Raw genomic sequence first — 21,658 nt, forward strand, 5'->3', positions numbered from 1 at the left:
CCATAACGTTCTGCTTACTTCACCTGATTTAAAATAAAGGTTGTAATAGAATGAACATCATGATTTGTAAACTCAAATTGAACTTCCATTTTTTCCACATACTCTCCCGCTTTTTTTAGATTGCTCATTCCTTTTTTCAGATATGATTTATAATTTAGAGTAATATGTTGAATTTCCTCTTCATACTTTTCATCCGTTCCAGGTGTAACCGTTTCTTCATAGAGATCAATAATCTCATCTTCTTTTCTTTCTGGCATGAATTCATGCGGATCTGTACTATCAAATATGCAAAAGTCAAGTTCCCGAATAAGAACCATATCGATGCTGTTTGGATCAAAACTACAATGGTATAATTCAATATCAAAACCATAGCTTCGACATGCACGCATAACTTTTTTCATAAAGTGAGATTTGCCAGTTCCGGCTCGACCTTTCAAATAATATCGTCTCTTTAATGGCTGAATCAGCTCTGAAACAATGTTCACTATACCATCAGCTGTATTTGTTCCAAAAAGACGGTGGCATGTGTTGGATGTGCGGGTTTGTTTTGAAACATGTTGTAATAAATGTTGAATGAATTGGTCTGCAGCCTTATCCGCTTTTTTAAAATCCATTTCACGAATATATATATTTTCTAGGTCATCATGGATGGTTAAACCTGTTTTAAAGTTATTGTAGGCTTTATGTGTATATTCCTGATAGGATGATAAGTAATCTGAGACATCTGGCTTTACGGAATGGTTTAAAAATAATTCTAAATCAATTTCAATTGCTCCGCTTAATTCTGAAGAAGCAATGTTATCAATAATAAAAGCAATTGACTTCTTGCGAATAATGACCCCATCTAAATAGTTATCACTCAGTGCACTACAAAGAATTTCAAGCTTGTAATTGGAGTCTAAGCGACGAATGACCTCCTTTATAATAGCTGTTTTTAATTTATTTGATGGATGTTTTAAGATGAATACGTGATTAAAATTTCTAACGTTTGTCGGCAGGAAGTTTACAAACCCTTCTGCAGTATTCCCAGTAACATAGTACTTTTCGTTCGACAATGGGACACACCCTTTATCAATTTATTCTTATATTATTTTATGTATAATGAGTGAAGGTGGTGAATTATGCCTAATTCATTCTTTTTTTATATCCTCTTTAGGATTACTTTCACACAAAAAAAGCATCCTAAAAGAAAGCAGTCGTCAAATCTTCTACTATGATTTGACGACCATTTTATTTATTCAGTCTCTTTTGTCAGTTCTTCTCGCTCTTGTGTTGTAAATATTCTTGATCTGGTCAAAAAGCGTTTTCCTTCAGGCCCTTCTAATGAAAACATTCCGCCGCGCCCATCAACCGCATCAATGACTAATTGCGTGTGTTTCCAATATTCATACTGATCTTTTGATATATAAAAAGGGGTATTTCCTATTTCACCAAGTAGCATATCTGCATCTCCAATTCGAAATTCCCCGCGGGGATAACACATCGGTGAACTTCCATCACAGCATCCCCCGGATTGATGAAACATCAGATCGCCGTGAATTTCTTTTAGTGTGTTTATAAGTGTCAGAGCTTCTTCTGTCGCTGTAACACGTTCAACCATTTTTCACACCCTTTCTATCTAACTAGCTTGTTTCATTAGAACAAACCTGTCGGCTCTTCACTATAATTTATTAATAGATTTTTCGTTTGCTGATAATGATCAAGCATCATTAAATGATTTTCTCTTCCAATACCTGATTTTTTATAACCACCAAACGCTGCATGTGCAGGATATTGATGATAACAATTCGTCCATACGCGCCCTGCCTGAATACCACGTCCGAAACGGTAAGCAGTATTTATGTTGCGCGTCCATATCCCTGCTCCTAAACCATATAACGTATCATTAGCAACTTCCATTGCTTCGGCATCATCTTTAAATGATGTTACAGATAAAACCGGTCCAAAAATTTCTTCCTGGAAAACACGCATTTTATTATTACCTGCAAAAATTGTCGGCTCAATATAATAACCTGTCTCTAGTTCACCGTTTAGTTTGTTTATTCCACCGCCTACAAGCACTTCAGCACCTTCTTGTTTACCAATATCAAGATATGACTTTACTTTTTCCATCTGCTCTGCTGAGGCTTGTGCACCCATCATTGTCTCCGTATCCAACGGATGACCCACTTGAATTTGTTTCACTCTTTCTACTGCCCGCTCCATAAATCGCTCATAAATCGATTCATGTACAAGCGCTCGGGAAGGACATGTACAAACTTCTCCTTGATTTAAAGCAAACATAACCATTCCCTCAATTGCTTTATCTAAAAACGCGTCATCTTTATCCATCACATCTTCAAAGAAAATGTTTGGAGATTTTCCACCAAGTTCCAATGTTACAGGGATAATATTTTCAGAAGCATATTGCATAATCAATCGGCCTGTTGTTGTCTCCCCAGTGAATGCCACTTTAGAAATACCACTATTGGATGCTAAAGGTTTTCCTGCCTCTACTCCAAAACCATTAATGATATTTAAAACACCTGGTGGCAATAAGTCATGAATTAATTCCAGCAGTACATGAATGGATGCCGGTGTCTGCTCAGCCGGTTTTAAAACAACACAATTTCCTGTAGCCAGTGCAGGCGCTAATTTCCACGTCGCCATTAATATAGGGAAATTCCAAGGGATTATTTGCCCCACTACTCCTAAAGGTTCATGAAAGTGATATGCAACCGTATCATTATCAATTTGGCTGATTCCGCCTTCCTGGGCTCGGATTACACTGGCAAAATAACGAAAATGGTCCACCGCTAATGGTAAATCTGCTGCCAATGTTTCTCGTACCGCTTTTCCATTATCCCAAGTCTCTGCAACTGCAAGCATTTCCAAATTGTCTTCCATGCGGTCAGCAATTTTATTTAAAATATTTGCACGTTCTGCAACGGAAGTTTTTGCCCAATTATCGTGTGCAGCATGACCAGCATCTACGGCAGCTTGCACATCTTCTTTCGTTGATCTAGCAATCTCACAAAATACTTTCCCAGTTACAGGACTTATATTTTCAAAATACTTTCCACTGGACGGAGGTTGATATTCCCCGTTAATAAAATTGTCATACCGATCCCTAAAGTTCACAACAGCTCCGTCTGTATTTGGACTTGAATACCTCATAAAAATATATCCCTCCCATGTTTTGTAAACGCTATCATTTTCCGATGTAAAACTAGCTGAAAATTCTAATTATATTATACCACCATCTTCCCGACACTTAAACATATTTGCTCTCAAAAAACATCCGAAAATGGATGGCTATACCATCCATTTTCGGATAATGTGAGTGCAAATTCTATATTTATTGACGAATGATGTAAACATACAATTCATCTAAATAAAAAAATGCCTTTAAACTGACATTTAACATACTTTGGAAGGGACTTCCCTTTATTTTAATTCTGGTAAAACCCTTATTTCCTGCTTCATAGAAGAGTGGCAAAGCGGGCATTCAGGCTCTGAATCGAAACAGTATGATTCTCTCATCCAACCTTGACATTCATCATTCGTACAAGCCCATACTTTGGTATCTACTTCTGCAACAGGCTCTTTTGGACCGCGTGAAAAAGACATGGTAACATCCCCTTTCATGGTAACTCCCTCTATTATACTCCTTTACGTGCAACAATGAAAGGGGCTGACAACTTCCTCTTAAAGCGCAAATCGCTTAATTGCTTTAGCAACTCCATCTTGATCATTGGTATCTGTCACATAAGCAGCTGCTTTTTTAATAGCTTCTTGTGCATTTCCCATTGCAACCCCAATACCTGCTTGCTGAATCATTTTTATATCATTCAAACTATCGCCAGCTGCTAATACATTATCCATCGTAATCCCGATCTCCTGGGTTATCCTCTCTAGTGCGGTCGCTTTGTTCACTCCAAGTGGGTTTACTTCAATATTTGTCGGTAAGGAATTGGTTAATTCTAATGCATCATAGTAAGAGAAAGCTTCAATTACTTTATCGAGCTTTCTTTTATCCATAGCATCACAACCAAATTTCAACCATTCATGTGCATAGAAATCCTCTGGACGTTCCCCGTTGTAATATACTTTTTCGGTGGATACGATCCAAGTATTCAAACCATAAAAGCTGGCAAGTCCCCACATTTTTTCCATCATAGCCGGATCTAGTAAATGACGTTCAATTAATTTTTTATTTACAGTCCAAATTTCTCCCCCATTAGCAGTAACTAAATAGGAAGTAAGGTTGAGTGACTCAGCAAATGGATAACAGTTACCAAACCATCTGCCTGTACTTAATACAACGTGAATGTTTTGTTCTAATGCATTTGCAATGGCTTCCCGAGTAACTGTTGTGATTTCACCATCACTCGTTAATAATGTCCCATCCATATCAAGTGCAATCAGCTTAATCGCTTGTTTCTTATCCGTCATGCAGTAATCTCCTCATTTCAGTAAAATATTAATTCATTCGCTATTTGCAAAACAGAGATGCACCGTTAACTGTAATTGCGATCACAAATAACCAGACTTATTTCGGTATGTTTCGTCTCTTTTTCTCTTGTCTATCATCCATTTGCTAATGATTGTACATTTCCATTCCACTAGCAATAAAGCTATTGTCGTATTTTATTCTTTTATATGTAAGAATAGAACATGGCTAGTTCATACAAAAATCTCTCCCTTTTGACTGCCCTTTTCTGCGCTTCATCCACTGAGACAGAATGAAATGTTATTTCTCCTTGAGGTATAAGTTGTGCCAATTTTTCCAGATCTGTTGAAACAACAGTTCCAATTCTTGGATATCCCCCAGTAGTTTGCCGTTCTGCCATTAAAATAATCGGCTGTCCGTTAGGGGGAACCTGAATACCCCCAGGAGGAACTGCGTCAGACCATATGTCAATGTCTTTTTTTAATCCGATCTTTTCAGACTTTAACCGATATCCCATTCGGTTGGAATTTGCTTCGACAATATGCTTTGTATGAAAAAAATTTTCTATTCCTTTTTTTGTAAATGCATCCGTGTGGGGTCCTTTAACTACCGCTACATCAATGCTCTTTTTATAGACCGGGATAAAGTCCTTCTTTACACCTACACTAGATTTTACTTTTTGCGGGAAACCTTTTAACGTATCATTTTTAGTTAGTGCTGTACCAAATCCGCTTTTCATGTCTGTTGACTTGCTTCCAAAGAAAGCTGGAGCTTCAAAGCCGCCAGCTACAGCAATATAGGCTCTCACACCTGATTTATGACTGTCAAAGGTGAGGATATCCCCCTTTTTCAAGTGAAAGGAAGTCCACATTTCCTTGTTTTGTCCATTTACTTTAGGCTCTAAATCAGCCCCCGTAATCGCAACTGTAATGGGAGAACGAACTTCAAGCTTTGGTCCAACTAACGTTACTTCTAAACAAGCTGTATTACGTTTATTTCCAACCAGGATATTTGCAACTTGAAGAGCGAAAGGATCCATCGCTCCGGAAACTGGAACACCGTAACGCTGATAGCCAATACGCCCCATATCTTGAAAGGTGGTGTAAACCCCAGGCTTGAGAACATGTAAAATAATTTCCCCCCGCATATAGACACTCCTTTTTTGCATGGTGAACTACAACTTCGATCACTGCAATTCTCTATTTATTCAGCGATGCTATACTTATTTGTGCTTTTTCCAATTCTTCACGCATTTGTTTTGCAAAGGTTACTGCATGCATACCATCTCCGTGGATGCAAACTGTATCTGCTTTTATTTTTACAAAATCACCGTTCATTGCTTCTACAACACCATCTGACACCATTCGTTTTACTTGCGCCACAGCATCATTGACATTTTTTATCAATGCATTTTCTTCTCTCCTTGGTGTCAACGTTCCATCAGGTTGATACGTACGATCTGCAAAAACTTCTGAAGCAACACGTAACCCTATTTTACGACCAGCATCAAGAAGCTCTCCTCCTGCCAACCCAAATAATACTAATTTTGGATTTAAATCGAACACTGCTTGAGCAATCGCTTTAGCCACTCCCCGGTCTTTACTGGCTTTATTGTATAATGCACCATGCGGTTTCACATGCTGCATGGTTACCCGATGAACTTTGCAAAATGCCTGTAATCCACCAATTTGGTGAGCAATCACATGATAAATTTCCTCAGGTGTAAATTCAATCATGCGCCTGCCAAAACCTCCGATATCCGGAAATCCCGGGTGTGCACCAACTGCTACGTTTTTCTTTTTTGCCAATTTCACTGTCTTATTCATTACATTTGGATCGCCCGCATGTCCGCCACAGGCAATATTGGCAGATGTGATATATTCCATTATTTTTTCATCCGAACCTATCGTATAAGCCCCAAAGCTTTCACCCATGTCACAATTTAAATCAATTTGTTTGAACATACGCACTCCCCTCGCATCGTATATTTAGGCATTGATTTTCTGCCTATTTATTCTGATTCATTTTAGAAGTATGACAATCACATATCTAAATTTTTTATCATGCATCATCCCTTACCGATGTAACATTTAAATGAAATGTTTCATCTTTTATTTGCTGCTGTATACTGTAAAATTCACTTTCAGACACCGAATAAAAACGAACATAATCCCCTGCTTGGAATAAAAACGAATGCTTATCTTGGCGCTTTTGAAATAATTGCAGAGGTGTCTTACCGATAATATTCCAGCCCCCTGGTGAGGAAGATGGATAAATACCTGTTTGCTCTTTTGCAATTCCAACTGCACCAGCAAAAGTAGCCGGGCGCGGTGTTTCCAGACGAGGCGTTGCAATAGCTGGATCTAATCCGCCTAAATAAGGAAATCCTGGTAAAAAACCAAGCATATAAACAAGATAGTTTGGCTTTTGATGTAAATCGATAACATCATCGATAGAGCAATGATTATATGCCGCCACTCGGTTCAAATCAGGCCCAAAATTTCCCCCGTAACATACAGGTACGAAAAGTAATCTGGAATTCACTCTACTCGTATTCATTTTGCATTCCATTAATTCGGTTATTTTTTGACGTAACTGATCATAGAAAATAACAAGCGGTGAGTAATAGATCGTAACCGAATCATATGCAGGAACCCATTCGATCACACCATCAATCTGCGCAAGTTCCAACTTATGGCAAACTAACTGAATCGCTTTGTTCAATTCAGGAGAAACGTTTTCAAAAAACTTCATTTTAATCGCTGTATCTCCAAGTGCTTGTATGGAAAACTGCTGCAATGAATATCCCCCCTGATAAATACCTCTTCATTAAATCATAGCACAATTTCATTTACATATAAGAATAATTTGAATGAAAGCGTATTCGACATATCATGAAATCTCCTGTAAAATTACTCTATGGCTATTATTATAAATAACTTTTATATTTTGTTGTAGTAGGGGGTTAAAAAATTGATTACGACCTGGAACTGGTTATGGGATAAGCATGACCAAGTAAAAGATTTGCTGCGTTTTTTTGTGAAACCAAATACATCTAAAATGGGAACAGATAGAGGGAAGGCTAGCACTTCCGAGCACACTGCCAGGAACGGTGGGAACAACAATAAGCGCAGCTATAACACTGCTCAATGGATTGGATTGATAGCGGGGCCATTATTTTTCTTCTTAACTTTGACGTACTTCTCTCCTGAAGGTTTATCAGAAGAAGGTTTAGCAGTTTTGGCAAGCACGATATGGATTGCTATCTGGTGGATGACCGAAGCAATCCCGATCCCAGCTACTTCCCTGTTGCCTATTATTCTATTTCCATTAACAAATGGACTAGATATGGAAACGACTACATCCGCTTATGGTGATGACACCATCTTTTTATTTATGGGTGGTTTCATGATTGCATTAGCTATGGAAAAATGGAATCTGCATAAACGGATTGCTCTATCAATTATTTCGATCATTGGTACAAACACCAATCGAATTATTCTTGGATTTATGGTAGCAACTGGATTTTTATCTATGTGGATTTCCAACACCGCAACAGCGATGATGATGGTACCAATTGGTTTAGCAATTATTTATCAAGTGTCCGATGCACTCAAAGATGATTCTTCCATTGATACATCAAAGGAAAATTTTGGGTTTGGAAAAGCATTAATGCTAGGTATTGCCTATTCGGCTTCCATTGGTGGAATCTCCACTCTCATTGGAACTCCGCCAAACGCATTACTTGCCGGAGCAGTTGAAAAACTATATGGAATTGAAATTTCCTTTGGAACGTGGATGCTTTTTGGTGTGCCAATTGCCTGGCTATTTATCTTACTTGTTTGGATCTATCTCATAAAGATTGCTTTCCCATTGAAATTAAAGCAGCTTCCTGGGGGCAGAACCGTTATTATGGAAGAGAAAAAAGGTTTGGGTAAAGCTTCTTTTGAAGAAAAAGCTGTTTTTGTTGTATTTATTTTTGCAGCCTTCGCATGGATCTCACGTACGTTCTTTTTGGAAGAAGTGATTAATGAAAATATTAACGATGCGATGATTGCCATGATAGCTGCTATCATTTTATTTATTATTCCTGCTAAAAATAGAAAAGGTGATCATTTACTAGATTGGGAATCAGCCGTAAAACTTCCATGGGGAATTCTGCTCCTGTTTGGCGGAGGCTTGGCGATTGCAGACGGATTTGTTGATTCAGGATTGTCCGAATGGATAGGAAGTCAATTAAGTGCACTTGAAGGGATTAATTTGTTTGTCGTATTACTTGTTGTATCCGGTCTTGTTATTTTCTTAACGGAAATAACATCCAACACAGCTACTGGTTCCATGATGTATCCGATTATGGCCTCACTAGCGATGGCAATAGGTGTGCATCCATATACGGTCATGATTGCTGCAGCGGTCGCTGCATCCAGTGCATTCATGCTTCCGGTTGCAACACCGCCAAATGCTGTCGTTTTTGGTTCTGGATACTTACGAATTCCAGACATGGTAAAAGCAGGGTTTATATTAAATATTGTTGGCATTTTCCTTGTTACACTAGCTGTTTACTTCTTGCTTCCGCTTGTTTGGGGCATTGACCTGACTCATGTTCCAGAGATGTTTAAAGAATAACTTTACCTAAAAAAAGTCTGCTAGATTTGACGGTTCGTTATGATAGAAACCGTTCAATCCTAGCAGACTTTCTTTTTTAAAAAATTTTCAATACAATTATCTAGCTTGCTTACGTTCCAGTTTCCTTGACATGATTGTCACAAAGCTAAGATAAATAATCGGTAATATCCCTGTAAACCAAACAATCCCTCTCCAACCAGCGAAGCTCCAAATTGGACTCAGAACGGAGCTTCCTGATGCCACCCCAACATAATAAGCAACAAGGTACAGACTCGATGCACTTCCTTTATGATGTGTAACCTGATCACTGACAGATGCAGCGGTTAACGAATGCGTTGTAAAAAACCCCAGGCAAGCAACACATAAACCTAACACGATCATCCAAACGGTTGAAGCAAGTGTCATAAATACGCCCAGAGAAAGTACAATAATACCAGCTATTCTTACCTTCCTTAAGCCGAAAAAATTGACAATCCATCCTGCAAATGGAGAACCAATAACTCCTAATCCATAAGCAAAAAATGTATACGAAATGGCTTGTAGTGACAGACCAAATGGCGGTTTTTCCAAATAAAAAGGAAGATACGTCCAGATTCCTGTAAAAGAAAACTGCAAAACGATACCCAATCCAAATATAAGTAATAATGCCGGGTTTTTCAAATGGATTAAAAATCCTTCTATATCTTTTGTAAATGGAACAGCCGAGGATTCAAAAAATCGGGATTTTGGCAAGATAACGAAAACCATTATTAAAATAATCAGTCCAAGAATACCTAAAAAGTAAAAAGCACTTTCCCATGAATAATGATCGGTAATATATCCTGTTAACACACGCCCAAGCATCCCGCCAAGAGCATTGCTTGAAATGTAAAGTGCAGTCGCTACTCCTATACTCTTTCTATCCATCTCTTCGTTAAGATACGCTAATGCTGCAGCAGGAAGCCCTGCCAGTGCAAAGCCCTGCATCAGGCGAAGGAGAAGAAATATTAAGAAGGATTCCGTTACAGGAAGGAGAAGAAAAGGAAAAACAGACCCTGCTAAGGAAAGTTTAATAAATAATGTTCTCCCGTAACGATCTGAAAGAAATCCAAGAACGACAAGTCCGATAATCAGACCTAAAATTGTCAAAGATAATGCTAAACTTGACTCAGAAACCGAGACCCCAAACTCCTTCACAAACACGGGAAGTAATGGCTGAACAGCATACATGCAAGCGAAAATAAAGAAAGATGCCAATGCTAAACACACTGTTATTTTCCAAAAATAAAAATCTCGAATGGTATATCTTTGTTGTTGCATATAAGTCACTTCCAATAAAATCAATATATCTACAAATATATCATACCTATAATGTCTAATGGAAAAAATCTAGTATATTCGCAATCTAAAACGTTTATAAACAATATCCATATACATAATAAAATTTTATGATAATTCAAATTCACACTGTGGAATTGATTTAAGGACACTCCCATGGTTAAATGTAAAGTAATCAACCAAGTTAAATTTCAGATCAGAAATGATAGCGTTTACAAAAACAAATAAAGGAGAATCGATCATATGGCAAAACGTGAAGAATTAAAGAAAACGTTAAAGCCTCATTGGGTTTGGGCAATCGCTTTTGGCTCAGCAATCGGCTGGGGTGTATTTGTTTTACCGGTTGATTGGATGGCAATGGCTGGACCATTAGGTGTGATTATTGGATTCTTAATTGGTGCTATCTTGATGATTATTATCGGTGTCAGCTATGGATTTCTTGTTGAGAAACTTCCGGTTTCCGGCGGTGAATTTGCTTATGCTTACTATGGATTAGGCAGATATCATGCATTTTTATGCGGCTGGTTTCTAACACTTGGATATATATCGATTGTTGCTCTTAATGCATCGGCACTGGCACTGCTTGGAAAATTTGTTTTACCTTCTGTTATTGAACGAGGCTTTATGTACAATATTGCCGGCTGGGAAGTTTATGCTGGCGAAATTGTTACTGCTTGTATTGCATTAATCTTATTTGCCTTCATAAACATACGCGGATCAGACTTGTCTGGTTTCTCTCAATTTATATTTTGTATCGCACTCCTAGCTGGCTTAATTTTATTAACGATAGGAATGATTTTACATCCATCAAGTTCATTTACACATTTACAACCCGCTTTCCACCCTGGGGTAGGTGCGATTTCGTCTATTGTAGCCATTGTTGCTATTTCGCCATGGGCATATATCGGCTTCGACAATATTCCACAAGCCGCTGAAGAATTTAATTTTTCTCCCAAAAAATCATTTAAATTAATTGTTCTTGCATTGCTTTGTGCGGGATTTGCCTACTCCATTGCAATCATAGCTACTGGAGTTGGACAGCCATGGACAGCAGCAGTTGAAGCTGGGTCTGTATGGGGGACAGGTGCCATTGTTCAAAACACGTATGGCGTTTGGGGGGTTACGTTGCTTTCCTTTGCTTTAATCATGGGGATCTTTACAGGGTTAAACGGCTTTTATGTCTCAACAAGCCGCTTATTATTTGCAATGGGAAGAGCTAAAATACTTCCAAAAGCATTTGGAAAATTACACCCCAAATACAAAACACCGCATATTGGAATTTTATTCACATTAGCCTTTACGTTGTTTGCACCATTTTTTGGACGTGAAGCATTATTATGGGTTGTTGATATGTCTGCACTTGGTGTGACAATCGCCTACTTTTACGCTTGCTTTGTTGCTTATCGATTATTTACATGGTCAGAAGACGCGACTAAAAATGCAGAAAAAGTCTTGATCGTTGCTCCTGGTCGCAAAATTTTCTCTCTCCTCGGGACTATCACCAGTATTGCTTTCTTTCTTCTACTAGTTGTTCCCGGATCTCCCGGATTCCTTGGGGCTCCATCATGGATAGCATTACTTATCTGGATAAGTCTTGGAGCACTTTTCTTCATTATTCGATTTAAAAAATACAGCAAAATTTCTAAAGCAGACATGGACCACTATATTTTAGGGGATTATAATGTTCCAAAAGAGTCACCAACTACCAAACCTGAATCGGTGGCATTCCCACAAATTCCAGGCGGAGCTAATACGAAAATATATAATGAACTTTGATGCGATATATGCGATATACAAAAGATGCTGGCTCATCAAGCGATAAGCCAGTCTTTTGTAAAAAATCATCTCTAACTAGAACTATCATAAGCATTCATCTATTGTTTCTTTTTCCATAGTCATATTCGGTTGCATCAACTGGTTCCCAGTCATCATTTGGGGAATAGAATCGTAATAAGTCACCATATAAAACATTATCAGATAACTCTAGCTCGTGATAGACCTTTTTCTTTGTTTCTTCCATTTCTTTTGTTATATCGGTTATTTCTTTTTTCGTTTCATGATCATAAAACACACCATTTATATGACTGTATTTTTCAGTCATAAAGTCACCATTACGAAAGGAAACAAAATCTTTATGCTCTTCTGACAACAAGTCAGTACCGAATTGGATATAGTCCTGTGCATCAATCCCCATTATATGCAACAAAGTTGGCATTACGTCCATTTGCCCGCTGTATTCATGATTGATTGCCTCGCCCTCAACCCCTGGAACACGTATCATAAAAGGAACGCGTTGCAATTCAGCATTTTTTAATGGGGTAATTTCTTCTCCAATAATTTCTTTCATCGCCTGATTATGATTATCAGATATCCCATAATGATCTCCATAAATCATAATAATACTATCTTCATATAGTCCCGCTTCTTTTAACTCATTAAAAAATTGCTCCAATGCTTCATCCATGTACCTAGCAGTTTGAAAATATCGATCCACGGAGCCGTCACCTGTTTCTGCAGGATCAATCGTTGCATCCTCATCATCGATTAAAAACGGATGGTGATGTGTCAATGTAATCATGTGAGCATAAAATGGCTCCTTTAGAGACTTAAGCATTGGCATCGATTCTTCGAAAAAAGGTTTATCTTTTAGACCATAATTAATGACTTGATCATCACTCATATGATAATAACTGGAATCAAAGAAATGCTCGATCCCCATTTCTTTATATATTTCCTCCCGGTTCCAAAATGTTCGATCATCACCATGGAAGACAGCACTTGTATAACCTCGTCGTTGATCGAGAATGGCTGGTAAGGATTGAAACGTATTATTTCCTTTTGTAACGAAAGCAGCGCCTTGGGGTAATCCGAATAATGAATTATCCATAATCAATTCCGCATCAGCAGTTTTTCCTTGCTCTGTCTGATGGAAAAAGTTATCAAAATACGTAAAGTTCTTATTATTTTCATCTGCTAACGAGTTTAAGAAAGGTGTTACTTCTTCACCATGTAATTTATAATCAATCAAAAATGACTGGAAGGACTCCAAATGTATTTTGATGATATTTTTGCCTTTGCCTCTCCCAAAGTAAACTTCATTCGGTTTGGCATACTTATTCTTTGTATAATTCGCAACTGTAGTGATATCATTGCTATCTGCTAGAACCCGTTGTGTCGTCGATTTTAAGCTTTGCATGGCATCATAGATCATAAAGTTGTAAGTACCTAAATATTTCACGATATAACTGCGGTCAAATGTACGTTTCAGCAACTGAGGTCGATCTAATTCTGCTAAACCTAAGTTAATGACAAATGCAACCACACCAGCAAATAAAATGAACAGGGTTTTACGTACAGGCAGGCTTTCCGAAGGCCAATATGCCTTTGTTTTGTTGAATAAAATAATTAAGAAAATAACATCAGCTGCAAATACAACATCATAAAAAGCAACTAGATCCATAATGCTTCCGCCTAAACTTCCAAAATTACTTGTTTGGGTAAGTGTTGGTAGTGTAATAAAATCACTGTTAAAACGATGATAAACAACATTCGCATATAAGACGAAGCTTAATATCGCATCTATAATTATCATAAATAATCCAGCCTTTTTTCCTTTTATAAATAGCATAATTCCTATAAAAAGGATCGCTGAACTTAGTGGATTAAAAAACAGTAAAAACGATTGAAGAATATTCGAAACAGTTAGTTTAAACTCGAGCATATAAACGATAAACGTTTTGATCCATAGGAGGATAACAGCTGCCCAAAAGAAGCCTAATTTACTGGATAGACATTGTTTCATGCTTCCACCTCAAAATAAATAATAACAGAAAGGGATATTTTTTCCTATCGAACAAAGCTACTAAATGTAAATCTACTTAACTTATCATATATACGCAAAAAAGCTTCATCAATGTCTTGAAATTGTCTTTTAAATACCTTTTATAAAACGAATACCCTAATATATGCATATAAAATCTAAAAAGTGACTTTAAGTAATCATAGCTTCCATTTAAAAAAGTCCCTTTATCAGCGTTAACTAATAAAGGGACTTGCCTCATTTCTTATTTTCCCCAGACATCGTGGTCTAAATGTTTGTATTTATCTAAAAACCGCGTTGGCATTTTTAGTGCATCTTTTCTAAATGGCGGTGCAAGCTGCGTACCATCTACAAAGATGTTAAGGACTGCTGGCTTGCGCTTTTTAAGAACTTCTTCGATAACAGAAGCTATGTCCTCCGGTTTGTCGATTGTATATCCAAGTGCTCCCATCGACTTAGCGACTTCTGCAAAATCTGGTGCTTCAATATCTGAACCGATGAATCGATTGTCATAATAATCAACTTGGTTTTTCTTCTCGGCTGCCCATGATTTATTATTAAATACACAGGCTATAACCGGAATGTCTTGTTCGATTGCTGTACTTACTTCATGCAGACTCATGCCCCATGCGCCGTCACCTATAATAGCTGCGACTGGAGAATTTGGCTCTGCCAGCTGTGCCCCTAAAGCAGCAGGGTATGCAAACCCAGTATTTCCAAATGTTAATGCTGCAATATGGCGTTTCGTCTGGTTGAATTTTAAATAAGCATTTGCTGTTGATGAAACATTTCCAATATCAGTGGAAATAATCGCATTTTCTGGTAACGCCTTTGTTAGCTCCAGTAATGCTCGGCGTGGATTAATTGGATTTCCATCCTTCATTGCTAAATCAACTAACTCTTTTTCCCAGTCTTCTTTCCTTTTACTGATCTTTTCCAGGCAAGCACGATTCTCCTGTGGTGATGGCAGCAGAGCTTGCAATTGATGATACATTTCATCACTTGTAGATTTAGCGTCACCAATAATTCCAACTTCAACTGGATGTGTTCTTGCGATATGACGCGGATTAATATCAACTTGAATGATCTTTGCATTTTTAGGGAAATAATCAATATCATAACATGGCAGGGTTCCAAAAACAGACAGGCGGGTTCCAATTGCTAAGACAACATCTGCTTCCTTCAATGTATACATGGCTGCTTTAGACCCCATGTAACCAATTGGCCCAACTGCCAGAGGATGATCCGCTGGAAAAGCATCATTATGCATATAAGATACAGCCACTGGTGCAGATAAATGTTCTGCTATATTTTTAACAGCGTCAACCCCGTCCGAATCTACTGCTCCTCGTCCGGAAATAATAACAGGATTCTTTGCTCCTTTTAATAATTCAACAGCTTGCTTAATTGATGCAGGATCACCACTTCCTCTAGAATCAACACGATATTGATGCGGCTCTAGTATTTGATCTTCCAGTTCGCCGTAAAATAAATCACGCGGGATATCAAACAGCACAGGGCCACGTTCCGCATAAGCAATTCGGAAGGCCGTTCTTAAACAGTCTGCAACCCTGCTTTTATGTGTAACACGGACCGTTTCTTTCGTAATCGCATCAAAAATTGAGACTTGATCAGCTTCCTGGAAACCATCCCACCCAATTGTAGGTGTTCCTGCAGATGGGGAAATCACAACCATCGGTGTATGTGCTTGATTTGCAGCAGCAACCGAAGTGACCATATTTGTAATTCCCGGTCCATTCTGTCCAATAACAACCCCTGCAACTCCTGAAACTCTTGTATACGCATCTGCCATATGTGCGGCGCTTTGTTCATGCCGAACCGGTAAGAACCTGATTCCAGCAGTCGGGAATAGATCCAACATATCCATAAATGCGGAACCAACAATCCCATAAACTTCTTTCACATTTTCTGCTACCAATGTTTCTACAATAGCTTCACTCGGCGTCATTTTCACCTTTTGATTTGTTGCTTTTCTTATTTCTGCCTGTTGTTTTACCATCCATCATACCTCCTAAAAATCTAATGTTAACAATCTATCATCATCAACAATTGCTTGCTGGAAGATGAATAAGTGTATTTTTCATTTTTTCGCGTTTAAGTTTTTTCAACTCTTCAACAAATACATCTGCCGTTGATTTTAAAACTTGGTCTTTTCGAACAGCGATATAAAAATATCTATTAAACGTTACATTTTTTATGGTGTATGCTTTAAGTAATTGAAGCTTTTGCTCTTTTTTGATGGCATGCTTAGAAATAATAGAGACCCCTAACCCAGCTTCTACCGCTGATTTAATCGCTTCCGTACTTCCTAATTCCATTACGATATTCAAATCATTGATCGAAATTCCGGCATCTTTTAAGTGATTCATAAGAACAGACCGTGTACCAGACCCTTTTTCTCTCATAATGAGCGGGGTGCTTTTTAATAAATCATGGGAAATTCTTATCTCATCTTGAGAAAAATAATCCGGAGCAGCAATTAAAAGCAGTTCATCTTCCCAAAATGGCTCAAATATCATCTTCGGATCTTCAATTGGTGTCTCCACCAAACCAACATCAATCAATTGATCTTTCATATGTTCCACAATATTATTGGAATTTGTAATATCTACACTCATATTTATTAAAGGATACATTTCCTTTAGTCTTTTTAAGAATTCAGGCAAAATATACTCACCAATAGTAAGGCTGCACCCAATACTTAAATCCCCGTACATGAACTCTTCTATTTTTAATACTTCTTTTTTTGCTACATCATTTAAATGAACAATCTCTTTTGCGTATTTTAATAAAATGGATGCAGATTGTGTCATTTCTACTTTTTTTGTTGTGCGTTCAAATAGTTTCGTATCCAACTCTTCCTCCAACGCCTTCACTTGTGCTGTAATGGTGGGTTGTGTAACAAATAAAATTTTGGCCGCTTCAGAAAAGCTTTTCCTCTCTGCAACTGCTATAAATGTTTTTAACCGTTCATAATTCATCTACATGACCATCCTCTTTGATCTACCAATTTTATGTGATGATAAAGTTTCCATTTATAGACTGTGAATGACAGATGTAACCGTATTTACTACAAAATCTAAATCTTCTTCTGTGCTTGAAAGTGGTGGAGCAATGATAATCACATTATTTTTTCCCGGAACGGTATCCCCATTTTTACCAATGATTAGTCCTCTTTTTTTGCATCCTCCCAGAACTTTTCCTATCGTTGCATCATCAAGCGGCGTTTTAAATTTTTTATCTGTCACCATTTCCAATCCAATTAAAAACCCTACTTGACGTACCTCACCTACATTTTCGTGTTCCTCCAATTGTTTAAACTTACTAAGTTTCGATTTACCTAACCGATCGACACGGTCAATAATTTTTTCCTTTTCAATGATTTCAATATTTTTTAAAGCGACTGCACATGCTGCCGGATGTCCGCCGTAAGTGGATACATGACGGAAATGGTTATCCTTTCCCTGTTCTTTAAACACATCATAGATTTCAGATTTTACCGCCGTTGCACCTAATGGCAAATACCCACTCGTTAGTCCTTTCGCCATTGTAACGATATCAGGCTGCACTCCTTCAGCATGCATGAATCCAAACATTTTGCCCGTTCTGCCATATCCAGATACCACTTCGTCCATAATGAGTAGTACATTATATTTTTTACAAATTTCAGCGACACGTTGAATATACTTCATCGATGGGATAAGAACACCACCGCCAGAGATAAATGGTTCCATGATGAATGCTGAAACTGTTTCTTCTCCTTCCCAATTAATCATTTCTTCAACTAATTGCGCTGCTTTTAGGTCTGTTTCTTCCGGAGATCCATTAAAAATAGAACGGTAACTGTACGGTGGATAGACATGTAAAAATCCTGGTGCACTAGGATATTTCACGCGGCGATTTGCTTGCGCTGTTGCACTTAAGGCACCTAGTGTTGAACCATGGTAGGCGCGATACCGTGAAATTATTTTATATTTTCCTGGATTTCCAGTTTGAATATGGTATTGCTTAGCAATCTTAAATGCAGTTTCATTCGCTTCTGAACCACTATTTGAAAAAAACGTTTGATAATCTGCGCCTAATAATTCACTAATTTTCCCCGCTAATTTCACAGCTGGCTGGTGACTCATTGTTAACGGAAAATAAGAAAGACTTTTCATCTGTTCAGCTGCAGCATCTATAATTTCTTGCCGGCCATGCCCTAAATTCAAGCACCATAATCCAGAAACACCATCTAAATATTTATTTCCTTTTTCATCCACAAACCATGATCCTTCTCCTGATGCGGCTATTGTATTCTTTCCTTTTGGATCGTATCGATGCATTGCGTTCCATAACTTATCTTGAGATACTGCACTCCCTACTTCTCTTTCAGTCTTCATCATTCAATCCCCCATTTCATTTATTAAGTACCCCCATAAATTTTCTCAGGTAAAGCTTAAGTAATAGAAACTGGTTTCATTCGAATCGAAGACAACAAATTCCCATAGAGGAAATCGCTTTCATTTACTTTTGCGATAATTCATGAGGCTTACTAACATTAAAACTGCAGTACAGCTGAAACTCATGTTATCTACTTTTTTATTTCTCAAGAAATTTTAAAATAAATGAAAATCACTCCGATCCATCTTTGAATAATAACTATTACAATTCGATTGAAATGAAGATCCTTAAATACATCATGATGTCCGTACCAGTTACGTTGTAATAGATTACATTTAGTATAATAGATAACTGGGTGAATTTTCAATATTTTTATTAAATTCAGTTATTTATTTATTAAATAATGATGATAAGATATATTAATAAGTCAATAATTAGCCAAATTTGCGGGATAGATTAAGTTCAAACGCATACATATCGCTACGATAAAATGCTTCTTCCATCTCGATAATATCATTTTTTTGATCCTTAATAATCCTTTCAGCAATAAGCACATGATTTTGTGGGCTAATTTCCAAATAACCTTTATCTTCATTTAATAACGGGCCACTTTTTATTGTTTGGTTTGCCTCAGCAAATTGGATGCCAAGTTCATTTTCCACTAAATCATATAACGTAGCATTGTCCAAATCATATTGTATAAGTTCTTTCCCTATTTCAACCGGATAATAATGACGCTCAACTCCAATTGGTATATCATCCGCGTAACGAACTCTTTTTATAAAGTACGCTTCTTCAAATCCGGTGCGTTCCCTAATATAGGTGCTCGGTACTGTTCGATAATGCGTTACAAGCTTAGCCCCAGGTCTCATTCCCATTTGCCGGATGGTCTCCGTTGTACTGCTTAAATTACCAAGCCAATCATGGATTGGTTTTAATGAGACAAACGTCCCTTTTCCATGTCTTTTTTCAAGAATTCCCTCTTGCACTAACAGACTGATCGCTGCCCGAACTGTACTACGACTTACATCATATTTTTCCATAAATTTGCGTTCACTTGGAATTTGGCCTGAAAAGACTCCTTTCGTTACACCTTCCTCAATAACATCTTTTAACTGTATATGTAGTGGAATGGAACTATTTTGATCTAGTGACATTGCTCTCACTCTTTCTTAACGTCAATGATAATTTTTTAGCTTATTTCTTGAATGATTGAATAGCCCCGAATAATGGAAAACATCCATTATTCGGGGCTTTATATCCTTATTCTTTGTCAAAGTAGTCTGTTATTGCTCCTTTTGAGGAACAAGACACATTATGCGCATATTTACCCAGCACACCTTTTTTCATTAGCGGTGGTGCAGTCCAATTTTTTCTGCGACGTTCTATTTCTTCTTCGGAGATATCCATAGAAATGAGAAGCTCGTCCGCATCAATGGTTACCATATCGCCCTCCTTAAGGAATGCGATTGGTCCACCTGTCTGCGCTTCTGGCGCGATATGACCTACAACAAGTCCATGCGTACCGCCGGAGAATCGGCCATCCGTTAATAGTGCTACCTTTTCTCCGAGTCCTTTCCCTACTAAAATAGCAGAAATAGATAACATTTCCGGCATTCCCGGTCCGCCTTTAGGCCCTTCATAACGTATAACGAGCACATCGCCCTCTTTGATTTCATTATTAATTACCGCCTCCGTTGCTTCTTCTTCGGTGTTAAATACACGCGCTGGTCCTGTGTGCTTTGTAACTTTCAACCCGGAAACTTTTGCAACTGCACCGCTTGGAGCCAAATTTCCCTTTAAAACAACTAACGGGCCATTTTTTCGAAATGCTTTGTCAAATGGTAATATAATCTCTTGACCTTCTTCTAAAGAAGGTGCTTCCTTCGCATTTTCAGCAACTGTTTTTCCTGTAACAGTCAAACAATCACCATGCAGGTAACCTGCTTCATAAAGTAATTTCATCACTGCAGGGATACCGCCGATGCGATGTAAATCTTCCATTACATATTTACCGCTTGGTTTTAAGTCAGCTATATGTGGTACATTTTCTCTTATTCTATTAAAATCATTAAGAGACAGATCTACACCGATGGATTGTGCCATCGCAAGTAAATGTAATGTAGCATTAGTCGATCCGCCAAGTGCCATTACTACAGTAATTGCATTTTCAAATGCTTCTTTTGTCATAATATCTTTCGGGTAAATTCCTTTTTCAAGCAATGTGTATACTGCTTTACCAGCCTCTTCACAGTCTTTTGCTTTATCTTTAGATTCAGCAGGGTGTGATGAACTACCAGGCATACTCATCCCCATTGCTTCAACGGCAGAAGCCATCGTATTTGCGGTGTACATTCCTCCGCAAGAACCTGCTCCAGGACAAGCATGACATTCGATATTACGGAGTTGTTCATCACCAATATCACCATTATTATGCTTTCCTACTCCTTCAAAAACAGATACAATGTCCAGTTTCTCGCCATTTGAAAACCCTGGAGATATTGTTCCGCCATATACAAAAACAGCAGGAACTTCTGCTCGGGCAATCGCAATCAAACACCCTGGAATATTTTTATCACATCCGCCAATTGCTACAAATCCATCTAAATTTTCCGCTCCTACAACGGTTTCGATGGAGTCTGCGATAACATCTCTGCTTGGCAAGGAGTAGCGCATTCCTTCCGTTCCCATTGATATCCCGTCTGAAACTGTAATCGTATTAAAGATGAGTGGTACACCACCGGCTTCTCGTGCTCCTTTTTTAGCACTTTCAGCTAAACCATTTATATGTATATTACATGGTGTCACTTCACTCCATGTACTCGCTATACCAACCATCGGCTTTTTAAAGTCTTCATCGTTCACGCCTACTGCACGCAACATGGCACGATTGGGTGCTCTTTTTGGGTCGTCACTAAACACTTTACTTTTGATGCGTAAGTCTTTTTCCATCTGTATTCCCACCCTATATTTTTCTTTTTATAAAAGTTTACTTTTTTCTATTATAACGATTCTTTTAAAAAGTGCAATAATTTTGTTTATAATTGCTGGAATATGGC

At 37.9% G+C, this 21,658-nt stretch carries 17 protein-coding genes; 2 read left to right on the top strand and 15 right to left on the bottom strand.

The window, feature by feature from the left end; translation table 11 throughout:
- Window positions 1-14 precede the first annotated feature (14 nt).
- The 8 genes from GZ63_RS0101740 to pxpB all read right to left on the bottom strand — a co-directional run bounded on the left by GZ63_RS0101740 (window position 15) and on the right by pxpB (window position 7,231).
- A complete protein-coding gene (locus tag GZ63_RS0101740) occupies window positions 15-1,055 on the bottom strand; it encodes a hypothetical protein (protein WP_029266264.1) in 1,041 nt (346 codons plus the stop codon).
- A gap of 179 nt (window positions 1,056-1,234) precedes the next feature.
- On the bottom strand, window positions 1,235-1,600 hold the full coding sequence (locus GZ63_RS0101745) for a DUF779 domain-containing protein (RefSeq protein WP_029266266.1): 366 nt from the start codon (window positions 1,598-1,600) through the stop codon (window positions 1,235-1,237).
- Window positions 1,601-1,635: 35 nt separating this feature from the next.
- Window positions 1,636-3,156 carry an acetaldehyde dehydrogenase ExaC gene (exaC, locus tag GZ63_RS0101750; RefSeq protein WP_029266268.1) on the bottom strand — a complete coding sequence of 507 codons (1,521 nt, stop codon included), beginning with the start codon at window positions 3,154-3,156 and terminating at the stop codon, window positions 1,636-1,638.
- Window positions 3,157-3,426: 270 nt separating this feature from the next.
- Entirely contained in the window at window positions 3,427-3,627 is a 201-nt protein-coding gene (locus GZ63_RS0101755; RefSeq protein WP_390337360.1) for a cold-shock protein, read from the bottom strand.
- 60 nt (window positions 3,628-3,687) lie between these two features.
- Complete coding sequence (locus tag GZ63_RS0101760) at window positions 3,688-4,434, bottom strand: Cof-type HAD-IIB family hydrolase (RefSeq protein ID WP_029266272.1); 747 nt, start codon at window positions 4,432-4,434, stop codon at window positions 3,688-3,690.
- 203 nt (window positions 4,435-4,637) lie between these two features.
- Window positions 4,638-5,579, bottom strand: coding sequence for a 5-oxoprolinase subunit C family protein (locus GZ63_RS0101765; RefSeq protein WP_029266274.1), 942 nt, complete (start codon window positions 5,577-5,579; stop codon window positions 4,638-4,640).
- Between the two features lie 52 nt (window positions 5,580-5,631).
- Complete coding sequence (locus GZ63_RS0101770; RefSeq protein ID WP_029266276.1) at window positions 5,632-6,396, bottom strand: 5-oxoprolinase subunit PxpA; 765 nt, start codon at window positions 6,394-6,396, stop codon at window positions 5,632-5,634.
- Window positions 6,397-6,493: 97 nt separating this feature from the next.
- Window positions 6,494-7,231, bottom strand: a complete 738-nt coding sequence (gene pxpB / locus GZ63_RS0101775; protein WP_029266278.1) for a 5-oxoprolinase subunit PxpB — start codon at window positions 7,229-7,231, stop codon at window positions 6,494-6,496.
- 174 nt (window positions 7,232-7,405) lie between these two features.
- Here pxpB and GZ63_RS0101780 point away from each other — a divergent pair, with 174 nt between their 5' ends.
- A complete protein-coding gene (locus tag GZ63_RS0101780; protein ID WP_029266281.1) occupies window positions 7,406-9,058 on the top strand; it encodes an SLC13 family permease in 1,653 nt (550 codons plus the stop codon).
- Window positions 9,059-9,154: 96 nt separating this feature from the next.
- Here the strand turns inward: GZ63_RS0101780 and GZ63_RS0101785 are convergent, their stop codons facing one another.
- Entirely contained in the window at window positions 9,155-10,357 is a 1,203-nt protein-coding gene (locus GZ63_RS0101785; RefSeq protein WP_029266283.1) for an MFS transporter, read from the bottom strand.
- A gap of 261 nt (window positions 10,358-10,618) precedes the next feature.
- Between GZ63_RS0101785 and GZ63_RS0101790 the strand changes: the two genes are divergently transcribed.
- Window positions 10,619-12,151: an APC family permease gene (locus GZ63_RS0101790; RefSeq protein ID WP_051681352.1), complete on the top strand. Its 1,533-nt coding sequence runs from the start codon at window positions 10,619-10,621 to the stop codon at window positions 12,149-12,151.
- A gap of 94 nt (window positions 12,152-12,245) precedes the next feature.
- On the opposite strand, the gene GZ63_RS0101795 is transcribed toward GZ63_RS0101790, so the two are convergent.
- The 6 genes from GZ63_RS0101795 to ilvD form a co-directional block, all read right to left on the bottom strand.
- The gene (locus tag GZ63_RS0101795) at window positions 12,246-14,177 is read right to left on the bottom strand and encodes an LTA synthase family protein (protein ID WP_029266287.1); all 1,932 of its coding nucleotides are present in this window, start codon (window positions 14,175-14,177) and stop codon (window positions 12,246-12,248) included.
- Window positions 14,178-14,439: 262 nt separating this feature from the next.
- Entirely contained in the window at window positions 14,440-16,215 is a 1,776-nt protein-coding gene (gene xsc / locus GZ63_RS0101800) for a sulfoacetaldehyde acetyltransferase (protein WP_029266289.1), read from the bottom strand.
- Window positions 16,216-16,258: 43 nt separating this feature from the next.
- Window positions 16,259-17,197 (bottom strand): selenium metabolism-associated LysR family transcriptional regulator, encoded by a 939-nt coding sequence (locus GZ63_RS0101805; protein WP_029266291.1) that lies wholly within the window; start codon window positions 17,195-17,197, stop codon window positions 16,259-16,261.
- Between the two features lie 54 nt (window positions 17,198-17,251).
- Window positions 17,252-18,598 carry an aminotransferase gene (locus GZ63_RS0101810; RefSeq protein ID WP_029266293.1) on the bottom strand — a complete coding sequence of 449 codons (1,347 nt, stop codon included), beginning with the start codon at window positions 18,596-18,598 and terminating at the stop codon, window positions 17,252-17,254.
- Between the two features lie 435 nt (window positions 18,599-19,033).
- Window positions 19,034-19,756 (bottom strand): GntR family transcriptional regulator, encoded by a 723-nt coding sequence (locus tag GZ63_RS0101815; RefSeq protein WP_029266295.1) that lies wholly within the window; start codon window positions 19,754-19,756, stop codon window positions 19,034-19,036.
- A gap of 106 nt (window positions 19,757-19,862) precedes the next feature.
- Window positions 19,863-21,551: a dihydroxy-acid dehydratase gene (gene ilvD / locus GZ63_RS0101820; protein WP_029266297.1), complete on the bottom strand. Its 1,689-nt coding sequence runs from the start codon at window positions 21,549-21,551 to the stop codon at window positions 19,863-19,865.
- Window positions 21,552-21,658: the final 107 nt, after the last annotated feature.

The sequence above is a fragment of the Virgibacillus alimentarius genome (genome assembly GCF_000709085.1).
In the GTDB taxonomy this organism is placed as follows: domain Bacteria; phylum Bacillota; class Bacilli; order Bacillales; family Amphibacillaceae; genus Virgibacillus_B; species Virgibacillus_B alimentarius.

Excerpts from the sequence above, each read along its gene's own strand:
- GZ63_RS0101785 (WP_029266283.1), bottom strand. The coding sequence starts at position 10,357 with ATGCAACAACAAAGATATACCATTCGAGATTTTTATTTTTGGAAAATA.
- GZ63_RS0101790 (WP_051681352.1), top strand. The coding sequence starts at position 10,619 with ATGGCAAAACGTGAAGAATTAAAGAAAACGTTAAAGCCTCATTGGGTT.
- GZ63_RS0101755 (WP_390337360.1), bottom strand. The coding sequence starts at position 3,627 with ATGAAAGGGGATGTTACCATGTCTTTTTCACGCGGTCCAAAAGAGCCT.
- ilvD (WP_029266297.1), bottom strand. The coding sequence starts at position 21,551 with ATGGAAAAAGACTTACGCATCAAAAGTAAAGTGTTTAGTGACGACCCA.
- GZ63_RS0101795 (WP_029266287.1), bottom strand. The coding sequence starts at position 14,177 with ATGAAACAATGTCTATCCAGTAAATTAGGCTTCTTTTGGGCAGCTGTT.
- GZ63_RS0101805 (WP_029266291.1), bottom strand. The coding sequence starts at position 17,197 with ATGAATTATGAACGGTTAAAAACATTTATAGCAGTTGCAGAGAGGAAA.
- GZ63_RS0101760 (WP_029266272.1), bottom strand. The coding sequence starts at position 4,434 with ATGACGGATAAGAAACAAGCGATTAAGCTGATTGCACTTGATATGGAT.
- xsc (WP_029266289.1), bottom strand. The coding sequence starts at position 16,215 with ATGGTAAAACAACAGGCAGAAATAAGAAAAGCAACAAATCAAAAGGTG.
- GZ63_RS0101765 (WP_029266274.1), bottom strand. The coding sequence starts at position 5,579 with ATGCGGGGGGAAATTATTTTACATGTTCTCAAGCCTGGGGTTTACACC.
- GZ63_RS0101770 (WP_029266276.1), bottom strand. The coding sequence starts at position 6,396 with ATGTTCAAACAAATTGATTTAAATTGTGACATGGGTGAAAGCTTTGGG.
- exaC (WP_029266268.1), bottom strand. The coding sequence starts at position 3,156 with ATGAGGTATTCAAGTCCAAATACAGACGGAGCTGTTGTGAACTTTAGG.
- GZ63_RS0101810 (WP_029266293.1), bottom strand. The coding sequence starts at position 18,598 with ATGAAGACTGAAAGAGAAGTAGGGAGTGCAGTATCTCAAGATAAGTTA.
- GZ63_RS0101745 (WP_029266266.1), bottom strand. The coding sequence starts at position 1,600 with ATGGTTGAACGTGTTACAGCGACAGAAGAAGCTCTGACACTTATAAAC.
- GZ63_RS0101815 (WP_029266295.1), bottom strand. The coding sequence starts at position 19,756 with ATGTCACTAGATCAAAATAGTTCCATTCCACTACATATACAGTTAAAA.